The 20,455-nt window shown below is 65.5% G+C and carries 17 protein-coding genes; all 17 read right to left on the minus strand.

What is annotated here, in order from left to right:
* Nucleotides 1-39 precede the first annotated feature (39 nt).
* Nucleotides 40-864 (minus strand): metal-dependent hydrolase, encoded by an 825-nt coding sequence (locus tag QMN23_RS14015; protein ID WP_281999952.1) that lies wholly within the window; start codon nt 862-864, stop codon nt 40-42.
* Between the two features lie 115 nt (nt 865-979).
* The gene (locus QMN23_RS14020) at nt 980-1,297 is read right to left on the minus strand and encodes a c-type cytochrome (RefSeq protein WP_281999953.1); all 318 of its coding nucleotides are present in this window, start codon (nt 1,295-1,297) and stop codon (nt 980-982) included.
* Nucleotides 1,298-1,316: 19 nt separating this feature from the next.
* Entirely contained in the window at nt 1,317-3,770 is a 2,454-nt protein-coding gene (locus QMN23_RS14025) for a Lon protease family protein (protein ID WP_281999954.1), read from the minus strand.
* Between the two features lie 56 nt (nt 3,771-3,826).
* Nucleotides 3,827-4,498, minus strand: coding sequence for a lipoyl(octanoyl) transferase LipB (gene lipB, locus QMN23_RS14030; protein ID WP_281999955.1), 672 nt, complete (start codon nt 4,496-4,498; stop codon nt 3,827-3,829).
* Between the two features lie 34 nt (nt 4,499-4,532).
* Nucleotides 4,533-5,783, minus strand: a complete 1,251-nt coding sequence (locus QMN23_RS14035) for a dihydrolipoamide acetyltransferase family protein (protein WP_281999956.1) — start codon at nt 5,781-5,783, stop codon at nt 4,533-4,535.
* 27 nt (nt 5,784-5,810) lie between these two features.
* A complete protein-coding gene (locus QMN23_RS14040; protein ID WP_281999957.1) occupies nt 5,811-6,797 on the minus strand; it encodes an alpha-ketoacid dehydrogenase subunit beta in 987 nt (328 codons plus the stop codon).
* Between the two features lie 85 nt (nt 6,798-6,882).
* Nucleotides 6,883-7,860: a pyruvate dehydrogenase (acetyl-transferring) E1 component subunit alpha gene (gene pdhA, locus QMN23_RS14045; RefSeq protein WP_281999958.1), complete on the minus strand. Its 978-nt coding sequence runs from the start codon at nt 7,858-7,860 to the stop codon at nt 6,883-6,885.
* 4 nt (nt 7,861-7,864) lie between these two features.
* Nucleotides 7,865-9,796 carry an aconitate hydratase gene (locus QMN23_RS14050; protein ID WP_281999959.1) on the minus strand — a complete coding sequence of 644 codons (1,932 nt, stop codon included), beginning with the start codon at nt 9,794-9,796 and terminating at the stop codon, nt 7,865-7,867.
* Between the two features lie 339 nt (nt 9,797-10,135).
* On the minus strand, nt 10,136-11,545 hold the full coding sequence (lpdA, locus tag QMN23_RS14055) for a dihydrolipoyl dehydrogenase (protein ID WP_281999960.1): 1,410 nt from the start codon (nt 11,543-11,545) through the stop codon (nt 10,136-10,138).
* 42 nt (nt 11,546-11,587) lie between these two features.
* Nucleotides 11,588-12,811: a tetratricopeptide repeat protein gene (locus QMN23_RS14060; protein ID WP_281999961.1), complete on the minus strand. Its 1,224-nt coding sequence runs from the start codon at nt 12,809-12,811 to the stop codon at nt 11,588-11,590.
* A 7-nt stretch (nt 12,812-12,818) separates the two neighbouring features.
* Nucleotides 12,819-14,033 carry a 2-oxoglutarate dehydrogenase complex dihydrolipoyllysine-residue succinyltransferase gene (gene odhB, locus QMN23_RS14065; RefSeq protein WP_281999962.1) on the minus strand — a complete coding sequence of 405 codons (1,215 nt, stop codon included), beginning with the start codon at nt 14,031-14,033 and terminating at the stop codon, nt 12,819-12,821.
* Between the two features lie 39 nt (nt 14,034-14,072).
* Nucleotides 14,073-16,751 carry a 2-oxoglutarate dehydrogenase E1 component gene (locus QMN23_RS14070; RefSeq protein WP_281999963.1) on the minus strand — a complete coding sequence of 893 codons (2,679 nt, stop codon included), beginning with the start codon at nt 16,749-16,751 and terminating at the stop codon, nt 14,073-14,075.
* A gap of 84 nt (nt 16,752-16,835) precedes the next feature.
* Nucleotides 16,836-17,600 carry an alpha/beta hydrolase gene (locus tag QMN23_RS14075; protein WP_281999964.1) on the minus strand — a complete coding sequence of 255 codons (765 nt, stop codon included), beginning with the start codon at nt 17,598-17,600 and terminating at the stop codon, nt 16,836-16,838.
* The gene (gene msrB / locus QMN23_RS14080) at nt 17,597-18,010 is read right to left on the minus strand and encodes a peptide-methionine (R)-S-oxide reductase MsrB (RefSeq protein WP_281999965.1); all 414 of its coding nucleotides are present in this window, start codon (nt 18,008-18,010) and stop codon (nt 17,597-17,599) included. The genes QMN23_RS14075 and msrB overlap by 4 nt, the downstream gene beginning before the upstream one ends.
* 181 nt (nt 18,011-18,191) lie before the next feature.
* Nucleotides 18,192-18,758: a flavodoxin family protein gene (locus QMN23_RS14085; RefSeq protein WP_281999966.1), complete on the minus strand. Its 567-nt coding sequence runs from the start codon at nt 18,756-18,758 to the stop codon at nt 18,192-18,194.
* A gap of 16 nt (nt 18,759-18,774) precedes the next feature.
* Nucleotides 18,775-19,374: a YceI family protein gene (locus QMN23_RS14090; protein WP_281999967.1), complete on the minus strand. Its 600-nt coding sequence runs from the start codon at nt 19,372-19,374 to the stop codon at nt 18,775-18,777.
* 193 nt (nt 19,375-19,567) lie between these two features.
* Nucleotides 19,568-20,437 carry a helix-turn-helix domain-containing protein gene (locus QMN23_RS14095; protein WP_281999968.1) on the minus strand — a complete coding sequence of 290 codons (870 nt, stop codon included), beginning with the start codon at nt 20,435-20,437 and terminating at the stop codon, nt 19,568-19,570.
* Nucleotides 20,438-20,455 lie beyond the last annotated feature (18 nt).

Consider the following 20,455-nt stretch of genomic DNA (forward strand, 5'->3'; position numbering starts at 1 on the left):
TACCGCCCGCAGCGCCCCTGCAGGCCGGGCGGGACGCCGTCAGCGCCCCCAGATGATCGTTTCGCCGACCGCCATCTTTTTCAGCCGCCCTTCCAGGCCGAGATCCTTGAGGCCGGCCGCAAACTCCGCCGGCGTCCCGGTCAGGAAGGGAAACGTCCCGTAATGCATCGGCACGACCAGCTTCGGCTGCACGAGCTTCACCGCTTCCGCCGCCCGGCGGGGTCCCATGGTAAAGTGGTCGCCGATACAGACGAGCATCAGATCGACCGGATGGAACCGGCCGACGAGCGCCATATCGGAGAAAAGGTCGGTATCGCCGGTATGGTAGATGACCGGGCCGTCCTTGATACTGATCAGAAAGCCGGCCGGATTGCCGCCGGGGACCTGCCGGACAGGCGGCCCCGGCACCGTTACGTCGGAGTCGTGGATGGCCGGCACGAAGGCCACCTTCACTTCGCCGTCCAGTAACTGCAACTCCCCGCCGTAATTTCCCATCGTATCGTAGCCGGCCAGTTCTTTGGGAATGAGCCCCTCCGCCACCAGGGTCCGGCCGAGGCCAAAGGGGGCGACCAGATGGGCCTTGGTCCGGGCGGCGATCTCCGGCGCATTGCCGATATGGTCGCCATGCCCGTGGGTGATGAGGATCAGATCGACCCGGCCGAGTTCCGCCAGTTCCTTCTTGCCGTTCTTGTTGGCGGGGTTATCGATCCAGGGGTCGATCAGCAACACTTTGCCCGACGGGGTCTTCACCTTGAACGCCGCCTGGCCGTACCAGGTTATCTCCGTCTTCCCCGCCGACCACCCCTCGGCCGGGACAACGAGCAGCATCGCCAACAGCCAGATTGTCCGATAAATCGTCTTCATCTCAGATCCCTTCGCCAGGTATCGTGCCGCCGGCCCCGGCCGCGGCACCGCAACGACATCCGCAGCCCGGCAGCCCAGCAGCCCGGCGGGCCAGCCGGGCACCAGCCGGGCACTCTCACCGGAACGTTTCCACCACGTAGCGACCGATTTTCTTCGCCTCGCAAGGAGGAATCATCCCAGCGGTGAAGCTCGGCATCCCCACCCCCGGATTGCGGATGAAGGCGGCGACATCGGCCGCCGTCCGGATGCCGTAGGCTGCCCGGTCGGCGGCCTTGAGGGTCCGCCGCAGATTGACGGTATTGCCGCCGTCGGGATGACAGCCGGCGCAATGGAGTTTGAAGAGCGCCGCCCCCGACGGGCCCGCCTCACCGCGACATGCGGCCATCCCCAGGCAGACGACGAGCACGATCATCCCCCCCAGCCACGGTTTCATAGTCACCTCCCGGCCAGAATCAGGAGGCGGGCTGCAAGTCCGCGCCCTTCTCCCGCTCCTTCTCTTTGTCCTTGTCGGTTGCGGAAAACTTTTTCATGCTTTCGAGCATCTCGCGCAGCCGCTTGTCCACCAGGTAATTGACAGTCCCTTCGGGATAACCGCCGTCATCCTGCGGTTGGCCGGCCGGCACCCCGGTCAGGATCTCGATCCCCTCGTCGATACTTTCGACGCTCCAGATATGGAACCGGCCGTCCTGAACCGCCTGCACCACCTCATCCTTGAGCATCAGGTGCCGTTCGTTCGATTTGGGGATGATTACCCCCTGCTCGCCGGTCAACCCCTTCGCTTTGCAGACTTCGTAGAACCCTTCGATCTTGAAATTGACGCCGCCGATCGGTTGGATCTTGCCATGCTGGTTGACGCTGCCGGTAACGGCAATCCCCTGCTTGACCGGCAGCCCGGAGAAGGCGGAGAGGAGGCAGTAGAGTTCCGTCGACGAGGCGCTGTCCCCCTCGACCCCCTCGTAGGACTGCTCGAAGCAGATCGAGGCCGAGAACGACAGCGGTTTGTCGTGGGCGAATTTGCCTCCCAGGTAGCCGGTCAGGATCAAGACCCCCTTGTCGTGGATCGGCCCGGAAAGCTTCACCTCCCGCTCGATGTTGACCATCCCGCCGCGCCCCAGGTAGACCCGGGCAGTTACCCGCGACGGCCGGCCGAAGGTATGGTCGGCCAGGCTGATCACCGACAGGCCGTTGATCTGGCCGACTGCGGCGCCGTCGGTATCGACGAGGATCGTCCCCTCGTCGAACAGCTCCTGCATCCGCTCCTCGATCCGGTTGCTGCGGTAGACTTTCTGCTCGATGGCCTTGGCAACGGCCGCATGGTTGACAACGCTCTCGCCCGCCTTGCCGCTCCAGTAGCTGGCCTCCCGGATCAGGTCGGCGATCTCCATGAACTGGGAGGAGAGTTTTTCCTGATCCTCGACCAGCCGTGCCGAGTATTCGATCAGCCCGGCCACCCCGCTCGGGTCGAAGGGGAGGAGCTTCTCGTTCTTGCAATGGGTGGCGACAAACAGCGCATAATCCTTGAGGACATCCGGAGTGCGGGCGATCCGGCTGTCGAAGTCGGCCCGGACCTTGAAAAATTTCCGGTAGTCGGGCTCCAGGTGGAAGAGCAGGTAATAGATCCACGGCGAGCCGATCATGATAATCTTGGCCTGCAGGGGAATCGGCTCCGGCTTCAGCGAAGCGACGGTCATGAAGCGATACTGCTCAAGGACATCCTCGATCTTGATCTCGGCGTTGCGGATGCAGCGTTTGAGCGCCTCCCAGGCGAAGGGGTTGACCAGCACCTCCCGGGCGTCGATGATCAGGTAGCCGCCGTTGGCCTTGTGTATCGCCCCCGGCTTGATCAGGGTGAAGTTGGTCGTGGCACCCCCCCCCATCTGCATGACATGTTCGAGGCGGCCGAACAGGTTGTTGTAGGTCGGGTTCGCCTCGAAGATCACCGGTGCCCCCTCGACACCATGGTTGTCGACGAAGACGTTGACCTGGTACCGCTCGAAAGACGGCTCCTGGCGGGGAAGCTTCAGCCCGGGGATCGGCGACTGCGGCGGCTGCTGCGGCTTGAAATCCTCCAGATTGAGCAGGATGTCCTCCTGCACCGCATTGAGGTAGTCGATCACCTTGGCAAGCGCGCGGTACTTTTCCTTGAGCGGCTCGATATGATGGCCGACCGCCGCCAGCCCCAGGTCGCGGTCGAGCTGGGCAAGGGCTTCCTTGGTGGTTTTCTCGTTCTCCCGGACCTGGCGGAGCACGTCGTTGAGCCGTTCGGTCAGTTCCTGTCCCACCTTCTCCAGCTTTTCCTTCTCAGCGGCATCGAGGGCGTCGTACTCCTCCTGGGTATAGTTCCGCTCTTCCCGCTGCGGTACCATCACCAGCCCCGACACGGTCCGCTGCAGGGCAAAGCCCCGCTCCTGGGCCTCCGCCTCCAGCTTGCCGAACAGCTCGTTGTTCTTTTCCTGGTACTCCTCGACGATCGTCGATTTGTTGACCTCATACTCCTTGCTGTCGAGGGCCTTGGGAATGATGGTCCGGACGGCGACGATCAGCTCCTGCATGTCCTTGTCGAGCTCGGCCCCCTTCCCCGCCGGCAGCGCCAGGGCAATGGGAAGATCGGGATTCTTGAAGTTGTTGACGTAACACCAGTCGCTCGGCGGCGGCTCGTTCTTCGCCCGTTTTTTCAGGAGGTTCTTGATGGTCGAGGTCCGACCGGTACCGGTTTCGCCGGAGAGATAGAGATTGAAGCCGCTTTCGCGGATGCCGAGACCGAAATCGATGGACGCCAGCGCCCGGGCCTGGCCAAGAGTCCCTTCGAGCTCGGGAAGATCGTCGGTGGTGGCAAAGTCAAACTGGCCGGTATCGCAAACCCAGCGCAGCTTTTCGGGGGAGAGTTTCAGATGGTCGACGGACACGGGAACCTCCTTTTCATTTCATGGGAATAACAGAACAGCCGCGCCACCGACTGCAGCTACTGGTCCGGCGGCGCGGCAGCAGGCTGTTGTTTATCGTTTGCGGCGTCCGCCGACGACGGCAGCCAGTCGTCGACCAGCTGTTCGAAAATCCCTGCGACGGAACGTTTGACATCTTCCAGCCCGACCGGGCGGCGGCAGAGCTGCGCCAGGGTCGTCACCGGGCAGTCGACGATACCGCAAGGACTGATCCGGCTGAACGGGGCGAGGTCGTTCGCCACATTCAGGGCGAAGCCGTGCATGGTCACCCAGCGCCGGACACCGACGCCGATCGAGGCAAGCTTTCCCCGGGTCGTCCAGACGCCGGTCCGACCCGGCACCCGCCAGGCCGCCACCCCGTAGTCAGCGGCGACGGCAATGACCACTTCCTCCAGGAAACGGAGATAGTGGTGCAGATCGCGCCCCCGCCGGCCCAGATCGACCACCGGGTAGCCGACCAACTGGCCGGGGCCGTGCCAGGTAACGTCGCCCCCCCGGTTGACCGCCACCGTCCGGACTGCCGGGTCAAGAATGCTGGCCGCCGCACCGCGCCGGCCGACCGTATAGACCGGCGGATGCTCCAGAAGCAGCAGCGCCTCTTCCGCCCGGCCGGCAGCCACTTCCGCCGCCAGTTTCCCCTGCAGCTCGGCGCATTCGTCGTAGTCGATCCGGCCAAGATCGAAGATATTCATGGGCAACCCCGTTTCGGCACCAGCGTACGGGCAATCATACCAGCATCAGCACGGGATTTTCGAGAATTCGCTTCAGCTCGCCGAGAAAACGGGCAGCGTCGACACCGTCGACCACCCGGTGATCGCAGGAAACGGTCGCTTTCATGGTCCGGGCGACCACCAGCTGCCCCTGTCTGGCCACCGGCCGCTCGGCAATCGCCCCGACGGCGAGGATCGCCGCCTGGGGCGGCATGATCACCGCCGCGAACTCTTCGACCCCGTACATGCCGAGGTTCGAGGTACTGAAGGTACCACCCGAAATCTCCTCCTGGCTGATCGTCCCGCGCTGGGCCCGCTCGATGAGCCGCAACGTCTGGCCGGCAATCTCCTTGAGCGTCAGCCCCTGACACCCTTTCACCACCGGCACCCGCAGCCCGTCCTCTACCGCCACGGCAAAGCCGATGTTGATTTCCGGATGGAGAACGATCCGCTCGGCAATAAAGGAAGCGTTGAGCCGGGGGAATTTGCCGAGGGCCATGGCCGCCGCCTTGATCACCAGGTCGTTGGCGCTGACCGCACTGCCGCTCCCCTTCAGCTCGCGGATGATCTCCCTCGCCTCGGTCATCTCGACCTCGATGGTGACGTAGAAATGGGGAATATTCCGCCACGATTCGCTGACCGTCTTGACGATGGCGCTCCGCATCCGGGTCAGCGGCTCGCCCCCCTCTTCGCCCGGTGCGGCGGAAGCCGCCGGCGCCCCGGCTGACGGTTCCGGCTCACCGCCACCGCGCTCTTCGTGGAGATAGCGCTCCAGGTCCTCCTGCAGTACCCGGCCGTCTGGACCGCTGCCATGCACGAGCTGCAGGTCGACCCCCTGTTCCCTGGCCAACCGACGCACCAGCGGTGCCGCCCGGGTTCCCTCCTCGCCCCCGGCGCCCGACGGCAGCGGGGCCGCGGGGGGCTCGGCCACCGCCATCACCCGTTCCGGAACCGGTTCGGCCTCCGTTGTGGACGGTTGCCAGACGGGCTGCGCAACCGGCGGCTCGCCGGACGGCACCGCAGCCTCCCCCGGTTCGCCAATCAGCCCGAGCACGGTGCCGACCGCCACGGTCTCCCCCGCCTTGGCCCGCGCCTCGATCAGGGTTCCGGCGGTAAAAGCCTCCAGCTCCATGGTCGCCTTGTCCGTCTCCACTTCGGCAATGATATCGCCCCGCGCCACCCGCTCGCCAACGCTCTTCTTCCAGGAAAGGAAGCGCCCTTCGGTCATGGTGTCGGACAGCTTCGGCATGGTGATTTCGGTAGCCATGGCACGTAACCCCTTTTCGATGACTCGTCAGTATTTTTTGCTCAACAGCTCCCGCACCGCGGCGGCAATGGTCTCCACCTGGGGGATGCAGAGCCGTTCCAGCTTCCGGGAGTAGGGCATCGGTACGTCGAGTCCCGAAACCCGCTGCACCGGCGCCCGCAGGGTATCGAAGCAGCCGGCATGGATTCGGAAGGCGATCTCGGCGCCGAGGCCGGCGGTCCGCCAGCACTCCTCCACCACCACCGCCCGGCCGGTCTTCTGCACCGAGGCAATGAAGGTGGCATCGTCGAGAGGGCTCAGGGTCCGCAGGTCGACCACCTCGCAGGAAATCTGCTCTTTCTCCAGTTCGGCCGCCGCCTGCAGTGCCAGCACCGTCATCCGCGAATAGGCAACAATCGTCACGTCGCTCCCCGGCCGTTTCACCTCCGCCCGGCCGAGCGGGACGAGAAATTCCGGATCTTCCGGCACTTCCCCCTTGCTGTTGTAAAGCAGCTCGTGCTCCAGGAACACTACCGGGTTGTTGTCGCGGATGGCGCTCTTCAGGAGCCCCTTGGCGTCAGCCGGGGTGGCCGGCACCGCTACCCGGATGCCGGGGCAGTGCATGAAATAGGTTTCCAGAGACTGGGAATGCTGGGCCGCCAGCTGGCTCCCACCGCCGCCGGGCGTCCGGACCACCATCGGCAGATGAACCTGGCCGCCGAACATCGAGCTGATCTTGGCCATGTGGTTGACGAGCTGGTCCATCGCCAGCAGGGCGAAATTGACGGTCATCAGCTCGGCGACCGGCCGCAGCCCCCCCATTGCCGCACCGATGGCGACGCCGACAATGGTATTCTCGGAGATGGGAGTATCCTTGACCCGCTCCTCGCCGAACTCGGCCAGGAGGCCCCGGGTCACCTTGAAGGAACCTTCGTAGAGCGCCACGTCCTCCCCCCAGGTAACGACGGAGGGATCGCGGCGCATCTCCTCCTTCAGGGCCAGGTTGAGGGCATCGCGGTAGGTCATTTCAGGCATTTACGAACCTCCTGTAGGGGCAGGCCCCCGTGCCTGCCCAAAACCGGGTCATTTCATGAATCAGGGCACCCACAGGAGGGTGCCCCTACACGTAGATGTCTTTCCATACTTCGTCATCCTCCGGCCAGGGCGACTCCTCGGCGTACTTCACCGCTTCGGCCACCGTCGCCCGCGCCTTTTCCAGGATGGCGGCGAGCTCCGCTTCGCTGGCGATCCCCTCGGCCAGGAGCCGCCGGGCAAAGTTCGGGATCGGGTCCCGCGCCTTCCAGAGTTCCACTTCGGCAGCACTCCGGTATTTGCCCGGGTCGGCCATCGAATGTCCCCGGAAGCGGTAGGTCATCGCCTCGACCAGGTAGGGTCGGCTCTGTTCCCGGACCCATTCGGCCGCCCACTTCACCTGCTCGAAGACGGCAAGGACATCCATGCCGTCGACCCGGGCCGAAGGGATGTCGTAACCGCAGGTCCGTTTGTGGATGTCGGCCAGAGCCGACGCCCGGTGCACCTCGGTGCCGATACCGTAGAAATTGTTTTCGCAGACGTAGAGGACCGGCAGCTCCCAGAGCCGGGCCCAGTTGAGCGCTTCATGGAAGGTCCCCTGGTTCACTGCGCCGTCGCCGAAGAAGCAGGCGGCAATCCGTTCCTCCCTGCGGAACTTGGCGGCAAAGGCAACGCCGGCGGCGATCGGCAACTGACCGCCGACAATGGCGTACCCACCCATGAACGAGAGGGCAGGGTCGAAGAGGTGCATCGAGCCCCCCTTCCCCTTGCAGATGCCGGTGGCCTTGCCGAACAGCTCGGCCATCACCCGCCGCGGCTCGGCGCCGCGGATGATCGCCTGGGCATGCTCCCGGTAGGCGGAGAGGATGTAGTCGTCCCGGTGCAGGGCGGTCGTGGCACCGACCGCTACCGCTTCCTGGCCGCTGTACAGATGGAGAAAGCCGGTGATGTGCCCCTTGGTGTACTGCTCGGCGCACGCCTCCTCGAACTCCCGGGAGAGGACCATCTGCTCGTACATCTTCAGCAATGCGGCATCGGGCAGGATCGCCCGCAGTGTGCTCTCCATCGGCTCAGCTCCCCTTTTTCACGTAGTTCAGCGTCCCGCCGGCGAGCAGGTCCTGCCGTTCGCGCGCCGAAACCTGCAGCAGGGTAACGATTTCCCGGCCGTCCACCCGGACCGGGATCTCCGTCGCCCCCGCCGCCACCAGGCTACGCAGGCGGGAGAAGGTCACCGTCTCACCCTGATTGAGCAGGTCGTAATCGGCCGGGTCCTTGAAGACCAGCGGCAGAATGCCGAAGTTGATCAGGTTCGCCTTGTGGATGCGGGCGAAACTCTTGGCCAGCTTGGCGCGGATGCCGAGATAGCGCGGCGCCAGCGCCGCATGTTCACGCGATGAACCTTGTCCGTAGTTTTCGCCGGCGACCACCACCCCGTCCCCCCGCGCCTTGGCCCGGGCAGGGAAATCGGCATCGAGCTGTTCGAAGACGAACTGGCTGATCGCCGGAATGTTGCTCCGGAAGGGGAGTACCCGGTTCCCCGCCGGCATGATGGTGTCGGTGGAGATATTGTCCCCCACCTTGATGATGACGCCGGCCTGCAGCTCTTCCGGCAACTCTTCGAATTCGGGGAACGGCACGATGTTCGGCCCGGTGATGATTTCCACATCGCGGGTGTCGGCCAGCGGCGGGATAATGCTCGAATCGTCCAGCACATAGTGTTCCGGATTCTGAACGTTGGGCCACGGCATCAGCTCGCCGAGCCGGCGCGGGTCGGTGATTACCCCGAAAATGCCGGCCGCCGCTGCCGTCTCCGGGGAACAGAGATAGACCTTGTCGTTCTTGGTGCCGCTCCGGCCGGGGAAATTCCGCGGGAAGGTGCGGAGACTCACCTGGTTGGTCCCCGGCGCCTGGCCCATGCCAATGCAGCCGAGACAGCCGGGTTGGTGGATCTGGGCGCCGGCTAACAGGAGCATCATCACTCCCCCTTGCGTGGCAACGTTTTCCAGCACCTGGCGGCTCCCCGGATTGATATTGAAGGAGAGCTGGGGTGCCACCCGGCGGCCGTCGAGGATGCGACAGACAGTCATCAGGTCGCGGAACGACGAATTGACCGAGCTGCCGACGATCACCTGGTCGACCTTCACCCCCTCGATATCCTTGACCCGCACTACGTTGTCGGGAGACGACGGGCAGGCGATCAGCGGCTCCAGCGACGAGAGGTCGATCTCATCATACTCGTCGTAACTCGCATCGGCATCGGCGGCGAGTGGCTGCCAGCGGTCGCCCCGCCCCTGGGATTCGAGGAATTCCCGGGTCCGCCGATCGGCCGGGAACACGGAGGTGGTAGCCCCCAGTTCTGCCCCCATATTGCCGATGGTGGCCCGGTCGGTGACCGACAGGGTCTCGACGCCGGGGCCGTAATATTCGATGATCTTGCCGACCCCCCCTTTTACCGAATGGCGGCGGAGCATCTCCAGGATCACGTCCTTGCCGGAGACCCACGGCGGCAAGGCGCCGGTCAGCTTGACTCCCATGATCTTCGGGCAGGGAAGGTGAAAGGGGTGGCCGGCCATCGCCAGTGCCACGTCCAGTCCCCCGGCGCCGATGGCGAGCATCGCCAGGCCGGCGGCGGTCGGGGTATGGGAATCGGCGCCGAGCATCACCCGCCCCGGCACGCCGAACCGCTCCAGGTGCACCTGATGGGAGACGCCGTTGCCCGGTTTCGAGACGTTGATGCCGAACTTCTGGGCGGCGGTCATCAGGAAGATGTGGTCGTCGGCATTGCGGTTGTCGGTTTGCAGCAGGTTATGGTCGATATACTGGGCGGCCAGTTCCACCTTCACCCGCGGCACCCCCATGGCGATGAACTCCAGCATCGCCATGGTGCCGGTGGCATCCTGGAGCAGGGTATGGTCGACCTTGATGGCGATCTCGGTGCCGGGAACCAGCTCTCCCTGCGCGAGGTGCGCTTCGAGGATCTTCGTCGCGAGATTCTTGCCCATGGGTTACTCCTTTTTTCTGTCACAGAGGTCACAGAAGACACAGAGTCATGCCTGGCCTACGGAATACTGAAGGTAAAGATGGTATTTGCGCCACTCAGGGGGCCGTCAATGGCGAGCCGCTTGATACCGCACAATTCTTCGAAAACCAGAAAGCCTAACGCGGAGCAGACCAAGGGATGCATATTTCGATACGTTAGAGCCTTGTGCACATCACCGGCTCTGATCGATATCGTCTTTCCCCCCCGCAGAACGAGCTGGCTCGACAAAATGACTTTTGCAGTACTCCCTCACGTCGTCAGAGCATTTCATATATCTCTGGCCCCGGTGGGATAAAGCCCCTTACGCGTGAATGGCCCGTTTCTCCACTGCCAGCGCCGCCTCCTTGACCGCTTCCGCCAGCGTCGGGTGGGCATGGAAAGTCATGGCGATATCCTCGACACTGCCGCCGTAGGTCATCACCGTTACCGCCTCAGCGATCATTTCCGACGCCCGCGGGCCGAGGATATGGATGCCGAGCACCCGGCCGGTTTCCGGCCGGGCGAGGATCTTGACGAACCCTTCGGTTTCGTCCATGCACTTGGCCCGGCCGTTGGCCATGAAGGGGAAGCTGCCGGCAACGTAGGGAATCCCCGCGTCCTTGAGCTGCTCTTCGGTTTTGCCGACCGACGCCCCTTCGGGCCACGTATAAACGATACCAGGAATATACTCGTAGTCCACCACCGACGCTTGGCCAACCAGCCGTTCGGCAAAGACCGTCCCCTCTTCCATTGCCTTGTGGGCCAGCATCGGCCCTTTGATCAGATCGCCGATGGCATAGATGCCCGGGACCGACGTCTGGTAGTTGTCGTCCACCGCCAGCCGCCCCCCTTCCAGGCGGATGCCGAGCTCTTCCAGGCCGAGGCCGGCGGTAAGCGGCCGCCGCCCCGCCGCCACCAGAATCCTGTCGCAGACGAGTTGCTCGGTCGCCCCCGCCGATTCGATCGTGACCCGGGCCTGGGCCCCGTCCCGCTCGCAGCCGGTCACCCGGGTCGCCAGCCGGAAGGTGAGTCCCTGTTTCTTCAGCGAGCGCATCAGCGCCTCGGCCAGCTGGCCGTCACTGTTCGGCAGCATCCGCGGCAGCATTTCCACCACCGTCACCCGGCTGCCGAGCCGCCGCCAGACCGAGCCGAGCTCCAGGCCGATGTAACCGGCCCCAACCACCAGCAGATGCTCCGGCAACCGGTCGAAAGAGAGCGCCTCCCGGGCGCTGACCACCAGTTCGCCGTCGAACGGCAGGTTCGGGATCGGCATCGCCTCGCTACCGGTGGCCAGGAGGACCCGCCGGCCGTGCAGCGTCTGCCCGCCGTCCGGCGTCGTCACCTCGACGAGCCGGCCGTCATCCCTGCTGCCGGCCAGCCGCGCCGTCCCTTTTACCCAAGCGATGCCGTTCTTCTTGAAGAGGAAGGCGATGCCATCGGTGAGTTTCTTCACCACGTCGTTCTTGCGGGCGAGCATCCGGGCCAGGTTGAGCTGCGGCGGAGCGATCTCGATGCCGTGGCCGGCAAAACGGTCCCGGGCCAGCGCGAACAGCTCCGACGAATCGAGCAGCGCCTTGCTCGGGATGCACCCCTCGTTGAGACAGACGCCGCCCAAAGTCGGCCGCTGCTCGACCACCGCCACCGTCATCCCGAGCTGGGCGGCCCGGATGGCTGCCACGTACCCCCCCGGTCCGCCGCCGATGATGATCAGGTCGAACATCGCTTCGCTCATGAATCCCCCCTCCCCGGCCGATGACCGGGACGTTGCCGGCGTCTATTTGCCCGGCCGGTAGATGATTTCGAATTTTCCCCCCTGGAATCGGTTCCAGAAGTTGTCGGTGCCCGGCGTCGTCGACGGCGCCGCATAGGCGTCGGTCAGATCGGGGAGGGAAAACTTCAGGCTGAACTCACCGCTGTCCAGCACCACCCCTTTCCCTTCGAGACGGGGGCCGGTCTCTCCGCTGCCGTTGCCGTTGCGGACGGCAGGCGGGGTTAAGGGGGCGTTGAGCGGGAGCGCGCCGCTCCCTCCCCCGCCGCCGCGCAGGGCGACCAGTTCCTGCAGCGCGTCCCGGGCCCCCTCTTCCCCCTGGCGGGCCGCCCGGCCCAGCCACTCCATCGCCTTGACCTTGTCGACCGGCACGCCGTCGCCGGAAAGCAGCAGCAGACCGTAGGCGTACTGCGCCTCCGCGTAGCCGCGGGCGGCCGCCTTGCCGATCCAGGCTGCCGCCTGGCGCCGGTCCTGCTTCACCCCCTGGCCGTGATAGTAGAAGGTGCCGAGGAAAAATTGCGCCCGGACATGCCCCGCCGTCGCGGCGATTTTCATCAGCCGGGCGGCCTCGGCGGAATCGCGGGGCATTCCCTCGCCGTAATAGTGCATCAGCGCCAGGATGAAAGCAGCCGCACCGTCGCCGTCCCGCGCCGCCGCCCGGTACCAGCTCACCTCGCGGCTGAAATCCTTGGGGACCCCGTCGCCGATCAGGTACATGAACGCCAGGGTCTGCTCGGCCACGGCGTTATGCCGGGCGGCCGCCCGCTTCACCGCCGCCAGCATCGCCGCCCGGTCCCGTCGCTCGCCCCGGCTCCCCTGTTTCAGCAGGGCGAGATAGGCGACGGCGCGATAATCGCCACCAGCCGCCGCCGACGCCAAAAGCTTCGCCGCCCGGGCCCGATCGCGGTTCACGCCGTGACCGTAAAGATAGGAGAGGCCGAGGAGATACTGCGCCGCGGCATACCCCGCGGCGGCCGAATCGTGCAAAAGCGCCAGGCCTTGCCGCTCGTCCCGCGGCACCCCTTCGCCCCGCAGCTGCATCAGGGCGAGAAAGAACCGGGCCACCGGCCCCTGCTCGGTATCGGCGGAAAACTCGGCCCGGGCGGTGGCATAGTCGCCGGAACGGTAGGCCATCCGCCCTTCGAAGACCCGTGCGGAAAGCCGGGAGGCACCGCCCGCCAAAAGCGTCAGTGTGATTACCGCGATCGACAGTCGGCGTGCCCGGGCCATGGTGTCCCTACCCTTCCAGAAACAGCTCTTCCGGCTCTTCGACGTACTCCTTGACCTTTTTCAGGAACTGCACCGCCTCGCGGCCGTCGATCACCCGATGGTCGTAGGAGAGGGCCAGATACATCATCGGCCGGATGACGATCTGCCCGTCCCGGGCCACCGGCCGGTCCTGGATGGCGTGCATGCCGAGGACGCCGCTCTGGGGGGGATTGAGGATCGGTGTGGAGAGAAGCGAGCCGTACACCCCGCCGTTGGAGATGGTGAAGGTTCCCCCCTCCAGGTCGGAGAGTTCCAGCCGGTTGCCCTTGATCTTCTCGGCAAAATCGGCGATCCCCTTCTCGATCTCCCAGAAGTGGAGCCGGTCGGCATCCCGCAATACCGGCACCACCAGCCCCTTTTCGGCACCGATGGCGATACCGATGTCGTAATAGTGGGGCACGACGAGGTCGTCGCCGTCGATCCGGGCATTGACCGCCGGATACTCCTTGAGCGCCTCGACGCACGCCTTGACAAAGAACGACATGAAGCCAAGAGAGACGCCGTGCTTCTCCCGGAAGTGCTCGCGGTATTTCTGCCGCAGGGCGACGACCCGGCTCAGGTCCGCCTCGTTGAAGGTGGTGAGCATGGCGGTCTGCTGGCGGGCCGCCAGCAGACGGGCGGCGATCCGCTTGCGGATTGGCGTCAGCGGGGTACGGGTGACCCGCTCCGCTGTGGCCGGCGCGGACACTGCCGGTTCGCCCGGCGGCAGTACCGGTTGCGCCGCCGGGGCCGTCACGGCCGACGGCGGCGGGGCGGCCGGTTCGGCCGGCGGTACCGGCCGCTGTCCGAGCAGGTCGTCGACGGTGACCCGCCCCCCCCGGCCGGTACCGGTCACCGTCTCGGGCTGGATGCCCCGTTCCTGGGCCAGCTTGCGCACCGCCGGGGAGAGCGGCGGCAGCTCGCTCGGCGGCGAAGGGGCGGTGGCCGGCGCGGCCGGCGGTGCTTCGGCCACCGCCCCTTCGGCGATGGTGCCGATCACCGTGCCGATCTTGACAGTGGTCCCCTCGGCGACAACGATGGTCAGAATGCCGGCGGCATCCGCATTGAGTTCCATGGTGATCTTGTCGGTCTCGATCTCGCAGAGCGGCTCGTCCTTGCGGACCGCCTCGCCGCTCTTTTTGTGCCACTTGGCGACCAGTGCCTCGAAGACCGATTCCCCGACTGCCGGTACGGTGATGTCCATATGCTGCCTTTCTCCCTGAAGATTCCGTTGTGGCGCCCGTCAGCGGGCGAACGCCTCGGCGACGAGCCGCTCCTGTTCTTCCTGGTGCTGCCGGTGCGACCCCACCGCCGGCACGTCGTTCTCCGGCCGCCCGACGTAGCGCGGCTCATGGCCGAGCAGCGCGGCGAGCTGCGGCCGGAGGAAGTTCCACCCGCCCATGTTGCACGGCTCCTCCTGCACCCAGGCGACCGCCGCCTGCCGGTAAGGGGCCAACGCCTCCCGCAATAGATCGACCCGCAGCGGGTAGAGCTGCTCGATCCTGACCAGCGCCGTATCGTCACGGCCAGCCTCCTGCCGATGGGCCTCCAGATCGTAATAGACTTTGCCGCTGCACAAAAGCAGCGTCCGCACCGCCGCCGGATCGGCGACCGCGGGGATTACCTCCCGGAAGTGGCCGGCGGCGAAATCGTCGAGCCGAGAGACGCAGCGCGGATGGCGCAACAGGCTCTTGGGGGTAAAGACCACCAGCGGCTTGCGGAACGGCTGCCTGACCTGGCGCCGCAGCAGATGAAAGAGCTGGGCGGGGGTGGAAGGATAGACCACCTGCATGTTGTCGTCGGCGCAGAGCTGCAGGTACCGTTCGATCCGGGCGCTGGAGTGTTCGGCCCCCTGTCCCTCGAAACCGTGGGGGAGCAGCAGCGTCAGCCCGCTCGCCCGCTCCCATTTCGATTCGCCGCCGGCGATGAACTGGTCGATGATCACCTGACCGCCGTTGGCAAAATCGCCGAACTGGGCCTCCCAGACGGTCAGCACCTCCGGCGCCTCCACCGAATAGCCGTACTCGAAACCGAGTACCGCGAACTCGGAAAGCATGCTGTCCCAGGCATTGAACACGGCATCGGACGCAGCGACCGTGGCCAGCGGCACATGGTGGGCCTCGGTGGCCATATCGTAGAGGACCGCGTGGCGATGGTTGAAGGTGCCGCGGCGGGTGTCCTCGCCGGAAAGCCGGATCGACGCCCCCTCTGCCAGCAGGGTGGCATAGGCGAGGGTTTCGCCGTTCCCCCAGTCGAGCCCCTCGCCCCGTTCGATTGCCTCCCGGCGCCGCTCCAGCAGTGCGGCGATCTTCGGGTGGGGGGTGAAGCCGGCCGGCACCGTCGCCAGGCGGGCAGCGAGGGAGCGAAGGGTTTCCGCCGGCACGCCGGTCTCCACCGGCTCGGAGGTATACTCGCGCCGGTAACGCTGCCACTTGCCGGCATAGCCATCCCCCTCCGGGGGCGGTGCCGCGCCAAGCGCGGCGTCCAGGCGGTCGGCCACCTGCCGGGCACGACGCTCGATCTCCTCCCGCGCCACGCCGGCCTCGACGAGTTGGGCGGCATAGAGTTCGTGGACCGGGGGCCGGTCCTTGATCCGGCTGTACATCACCGGCTGGGTGAAATAGGGTTCATCCCCCTCGTTGTGGCCGTAGCGGCGGTAGCAGATGATCTCCACCACCACGTCCTTGCCGAAGGTCTGGCGGTAGTCGAGGGCGAGGCGGACGGCGTGGAGCGCCCGCTCCGGATCTTCACCGTGGACGTGGAAGATCGGGATCGCCACCATCTTGGCCACATCGGTGGCATAGTGGGAGGAACGGGCATCGGCCGGCAGGGTGGTAAAGCCGATCTGGTTGTTGATCACCAGGTGCAGGGTGCCGCCGGTCCGGTACCCTTCCAGCTGGGAGAGGTTGAAGGTTTCGGCGACGATCCCCTGGCCGGCGAAGGCCGCGTCGCCATGGATCAGCACCGGCAGCACCCGCTGTTCGGCCCCGGCGCCGGCAGCATCCTGGCGAGCCCGGCATTTCCCCTCCACCACCGGATCGACCGCCTCCAGGTGGGAGGGGTTGAAGGCCAGGGTCAGGTGGATCTGCCGGCCGTCGGCGGTCTTCCGGTCGGCCGAGTATCCCTTGTGGTACTTGACGTCGCCGTCGCCGACCACCGCATGCTCGACGTTGTCGGCAAACTCGGCGAAGATGCCCGCCAGTGGTTTGCCGACCACGTTGGCCAGCACGTTGAGCCGGCCGCGGTGGGCCATGCCGATGATCAGGTCGGTAACCCCGAGAGCGGCGGCACGTTCCACCGTCGCATCGAGCACCGGGATCAGGGTTTCGCCCCCTTCGAGGGAAAAGCGCTTCTGGCCGATGAACTTGCGATGGAGAAAAGCCTCGAAGAGTGCCGCCTCCTGCAGCCGGTCGAGAATCCAGAGCTGTTCGGCGCGCTCGACCGGCGGCCGGTTGCGCACCGGTTCCATCCGCTCGATCAGCCAGGTCCGCTCGCGGGGGTCCTGGATATGCATGAATTCAACGCCGAGGGAACCGCAGTAGGTCTCCCGCAGGGTGGCGAGGATCTCCCGCAGGGTGGCTTCCCGCTTGAGGAAACGACGGGCATGGAACGGCCGGTCCAGGTCCGATTCGTCCAGGTCGTAGCGCTCCAGCGCCAGCTGCGGATGTTCCAGCGGGCAGGGGGAGAGGGGATCGGTGCAGGCCACAAGGTGCCCCATGTCCCGGTAGCGGTAGATCAGCGAGTCGACACTCGACTGCTTGGCGGCCAGTTCGACCGGGACGCCAGGCGCCGGCTCCTCCCGGCCCAGCTCGTAGCCGCGGAAAAAAGCGCGCCATTCGGCGGAGACGCTCTCCGGCGCCGCCAGCCACTGGCGGTAGAGGGAGTCGATAAATTCGGGGGAAGCGTTGCTCAAGGGATCCATGGGCCCATCCTGCGTCTGGAGTTCGCGAACAGTATAACAGAGGGGGGGGCGCTTTCAAACCGCCAGCAGGCGCCCCGCCGGCCGTCAGCGCAGATAGCGCGACGCCCAGGCGGCGATGACCGTCCCGGCATAACGGGCATCATCGTCGTCAAGGAGGAGATGGTCGGCCGTATCGAGGGAGACGAAGCTCTTCGGATGGCGGGCGGCGGTGAAGATCCGGGCCGCGTGGTCGACGTTCACCACCGTGTCCCCCGGCGCATGGAGCACCAGGAGCGCCTTGCCGAGTTGGCCGATCACCGTGGCGAAATCGGTGATCGCCAGGTCGGCGAGGAAACTCCGCCCGACCGTGAAGGGGCGTCCCGCCACCAGCACCTCTGCCGTCCCCGCCGTCTCGATCGTCCGGATTGCTTCCCTGCCGAGCAGCGTCGCCAGCGAAGCCGGCGTCGACGGCGAGCCGATCGTCACCACCGCCCGGACCGACAGGAGCCGTGCCGCCGCGCCGAGGCAGACGGTCCCGCCGAGCGAATGGCCGATCAACAGCTGCGGCGCCGCGGCGGTCCGGCGAAGGAACTCGGCCGCCGCCAGCAGATCGTCGACATTAACGGCAAAACCGGTCTCGGCAAAGGAGCCGGCGCTCTCGCCGAGGCCGGTGAAATCGAAGCGGAGGACGCCGAGGCCGTGCTCGGTCAGCACCCGGGCGATGGCGACCTGGGATTTCAACTCCTTGGTGCAGGTGAAACAGTGGGCGAGAATGGCGAAGGCGGACGGCGCCGCGGTTTCGGGGAGATCGAGGATGCCGGCCAGCTCGGCTTGACGGCCGCCCCGAAAGCGGAGATGGCGGGAGGTCATGCCGGCTCCTCCTCCCCGTCCCGCACCAGCTCCAGGGCAGCGGAGTTGATGCAGTAGCGGAGGCCGGTCGGCGCCGGGCCGTCGGGAAAGAGGTGGCCGAGGTGGGCGCCACAGGCGGCGCAGTGGACCTCGGTGCGGTCCATGAACAGGCTGGTGTCGCGTTCGGTTTCGACCTGGCCGGCGGCGACCGGCGCGGTGAAGCTCGGCCAGCCGGTGCCGGAATCGAATTTGGCCGTCGAGGCAAACAGCGGTGCCCCGCAGCAGCCGCAACGGTAGACGCCGGGTTCGTGGCTGTCCCAGTAGCTGCCGCTGAAGGGGGGCTCGGTCCCCCGTTCCCGGCAGACGTGATACCGTTCGGGGCCCAACCGCGCCCGCCACTCCGCCGCCGACCGCTCGATCTTCTTCACCACCACGCACCTCCCCGGCCGGAATCGCCTCCGTCGGCCGCAGAGCCAAGTGTAGCACAGTTTTCGCCCGCCCGGTAGCTCGGTTCTGCCGGCTGGCGGGAGGGTACCGGCGCCAGGACAGCAGCGAACCGGCAAAAACGCCGGGAGAAGCAATGCTCCCCCCGGCGTCGGACGATCTAACTCCCTAGCGTTTGAAGCGGAGGGCCAGTTCGGCGACCCGCTGGCCGAGCAGCGCGGCGGTTTCATGATCGTTGGCCGGCGGCACCGCCTCCGGCCCCTGGTCGTTGTTGGACTGGGCCATTGCCCCCATGAAAGAGCCGAGCCGGTTCAGGTCGGCGATACTGGCGGTGCTGGCGTTGTTCCCCGGCAGGAGTCCGAGGCTGACCCAGAGCATCCCGTGCTGCGCGGCAAAGATCGCCAGCTGGACGAGGGTGTTGAGCTTGTCGCCGCTCTGGCTTGCCGAGTTGGTGAATCCGGCGGCCAGCTTGTCCTTCCAGCGCTGTTCAAGCCAGAAATGGGCCGTGGCCTCCATGAATTTCTTGAAATCGGCCGAGCCGCTCCCCATGTAGGTCGGGCAGCCGAAAATCATCGCGTCGGCGCCGTGCAGCACTTCCCAGCGGTTCTCGATCTCGGCCACCGGCACCAGCTCGACCCTGACCCCGCCAACCCGGGCCGCGCCGGCGGCCACCGATTGCGCCAGCCCCGCCGTATGGCCGTAAGTACTGTGATAGACGATCGCTATCGTTGCCATGACATCCTCCCTCCCGTTATCTGGCCGGAGCCTTGACCATCTCGACTTCGAGGGTGATCGCGATATCTTCGCCGACCAGCACGCCGCCGGTCTCCAGCGCCTTGTTCCAGACCAGGCCGAAATCCTTCCGGTTGATCGAGGTGGTGGCCGTCGCGCCGCGCCGGAAGTTGCCCCACGGGTCCTTGCTCTCCGCTGTCGGTCCTTCCACGTCAAGCACTACCTGCCGGGTCACCCCGTGCAGCGTCAGGTCGCCGGTGACTTTGAGCCGGTCCTTGCCGACCCGGGCCACTTTGCGCGAAACGAAGGTCATCACCGGGTAACGGGCCACATCGAAGAAATCGGCGCTCCGCAGATGGGCATCGCGCTTTGCCACGTTGGTATTGATGGAATTGGTGTCGATGGTCACTTCCACCTTCGACTTGCTGAGGTCCTGCTCGTTGATCTCCACGGTCCCGGAGTACTTCTCAAACATCCCCTTGACGTTGGAAACCATCATGTGACGGACCTTGAAGCCGACGTTGGAGTGCTCCGGATCGATGTTCCAGGTAGTCGCCGAGGAGAGCACCGGGAACGACAGAATAAGGACTGCCGAGAGAATGCCGATTACGTGCCGCATGTTCGTTGTTCCTTTCTTCCTGAATAATACTGGCCCTGCCGGCCGGGCCAACGGGGACGATGGACCGGACGCCGTAAACAGGACCAATCTTGACTTGTTTTCGTTATAGCGCATTTTTCGGCAGGGATGGTAACAACTACATGACAAAGGCTGGTAATTTTAGGTAGGGCCCGGCCGGTGGCTCGACTGGCAACTAGGCAAGCGAAGCGCTTGCCTTGAAGTCGGAGGGGGTCTTGCCGGTGAACTTCTTGAAAACCTTGGTGAAATAGGCATGCTCTTCGAAACCGAGCTCGAAGGCGATCTCCTTGATCGTCAGCTCCGAGAAGAGGATCAGCCGTTTCGCCTCGGTGACCAGCCGCTCGTCGATCACCCGGGAAACGAACGTGCCGGTGTAAAGCTTGACGATCTCCCCCAGCTTGCGCGACGAGAGTCCCAGCTCGGCGGCGTAGTAGCTGACGGCGTGTTCAGTCTTGAACTTTTGTTCGATGAGGGTGTTGAACCGGTTCCAGATGCAGAGGGTGCGGGAAAAATCCTGCGGCCGCATCCGGGAGTGCACCAGCCGCAGCTCTTCCAGCTTGGCGACAAAGGCGGCAAGGAGGTGGCGGAGCGCCTGCAGATGATACGGGTCGGCATGGCGAAACTCACAGCGGAGCAACGAAAAATAGGCTTCGACGGCAACGGCCTGTTCCGCGGAGAGCTGCAGGGCGGTATGTCCGGTAAACTGGGAAAAGAGCAGGTGTGACGGGTTGAGGAGGAACTCTTCCCTGAACCGGATGACGCTCCCCCGGCAGTCGGGGGAAGGGACAAAGCGGTGGATGCGCCCCTTGGGAATGATCAGCAGTGTCTGGGCAGGGAATTCGAGGACATCACCGTCCAGCAGGTGTTCCGCCGTCCCCTGCCGCACCCAGATGATCTCCTGGTACGAATGGCGGTGGGCCGGCTTGGCGGCGGCCCGCACCAGCTCGACCGTCTCGCGCTCCATTTCGAAAAACAGAAACTGTTCGGGGATCACGTCGAAATCGCCCTGTCCGGGCGGGAGCGGAGCGGCATGCGGACGGCTCATAATAACCTTTCGGACAAC

The sequence above is a fragment of the Geotalea uraniireducens genome (assembly GCF_027943965.1).
Taxonomy (GTDB): domain Bacteria; phylum Desulfobacterota; class Desulfuromonadia; order Geobacterales; family Geobacteraceae; genus Geobacter; species Geobacter uraniireducens.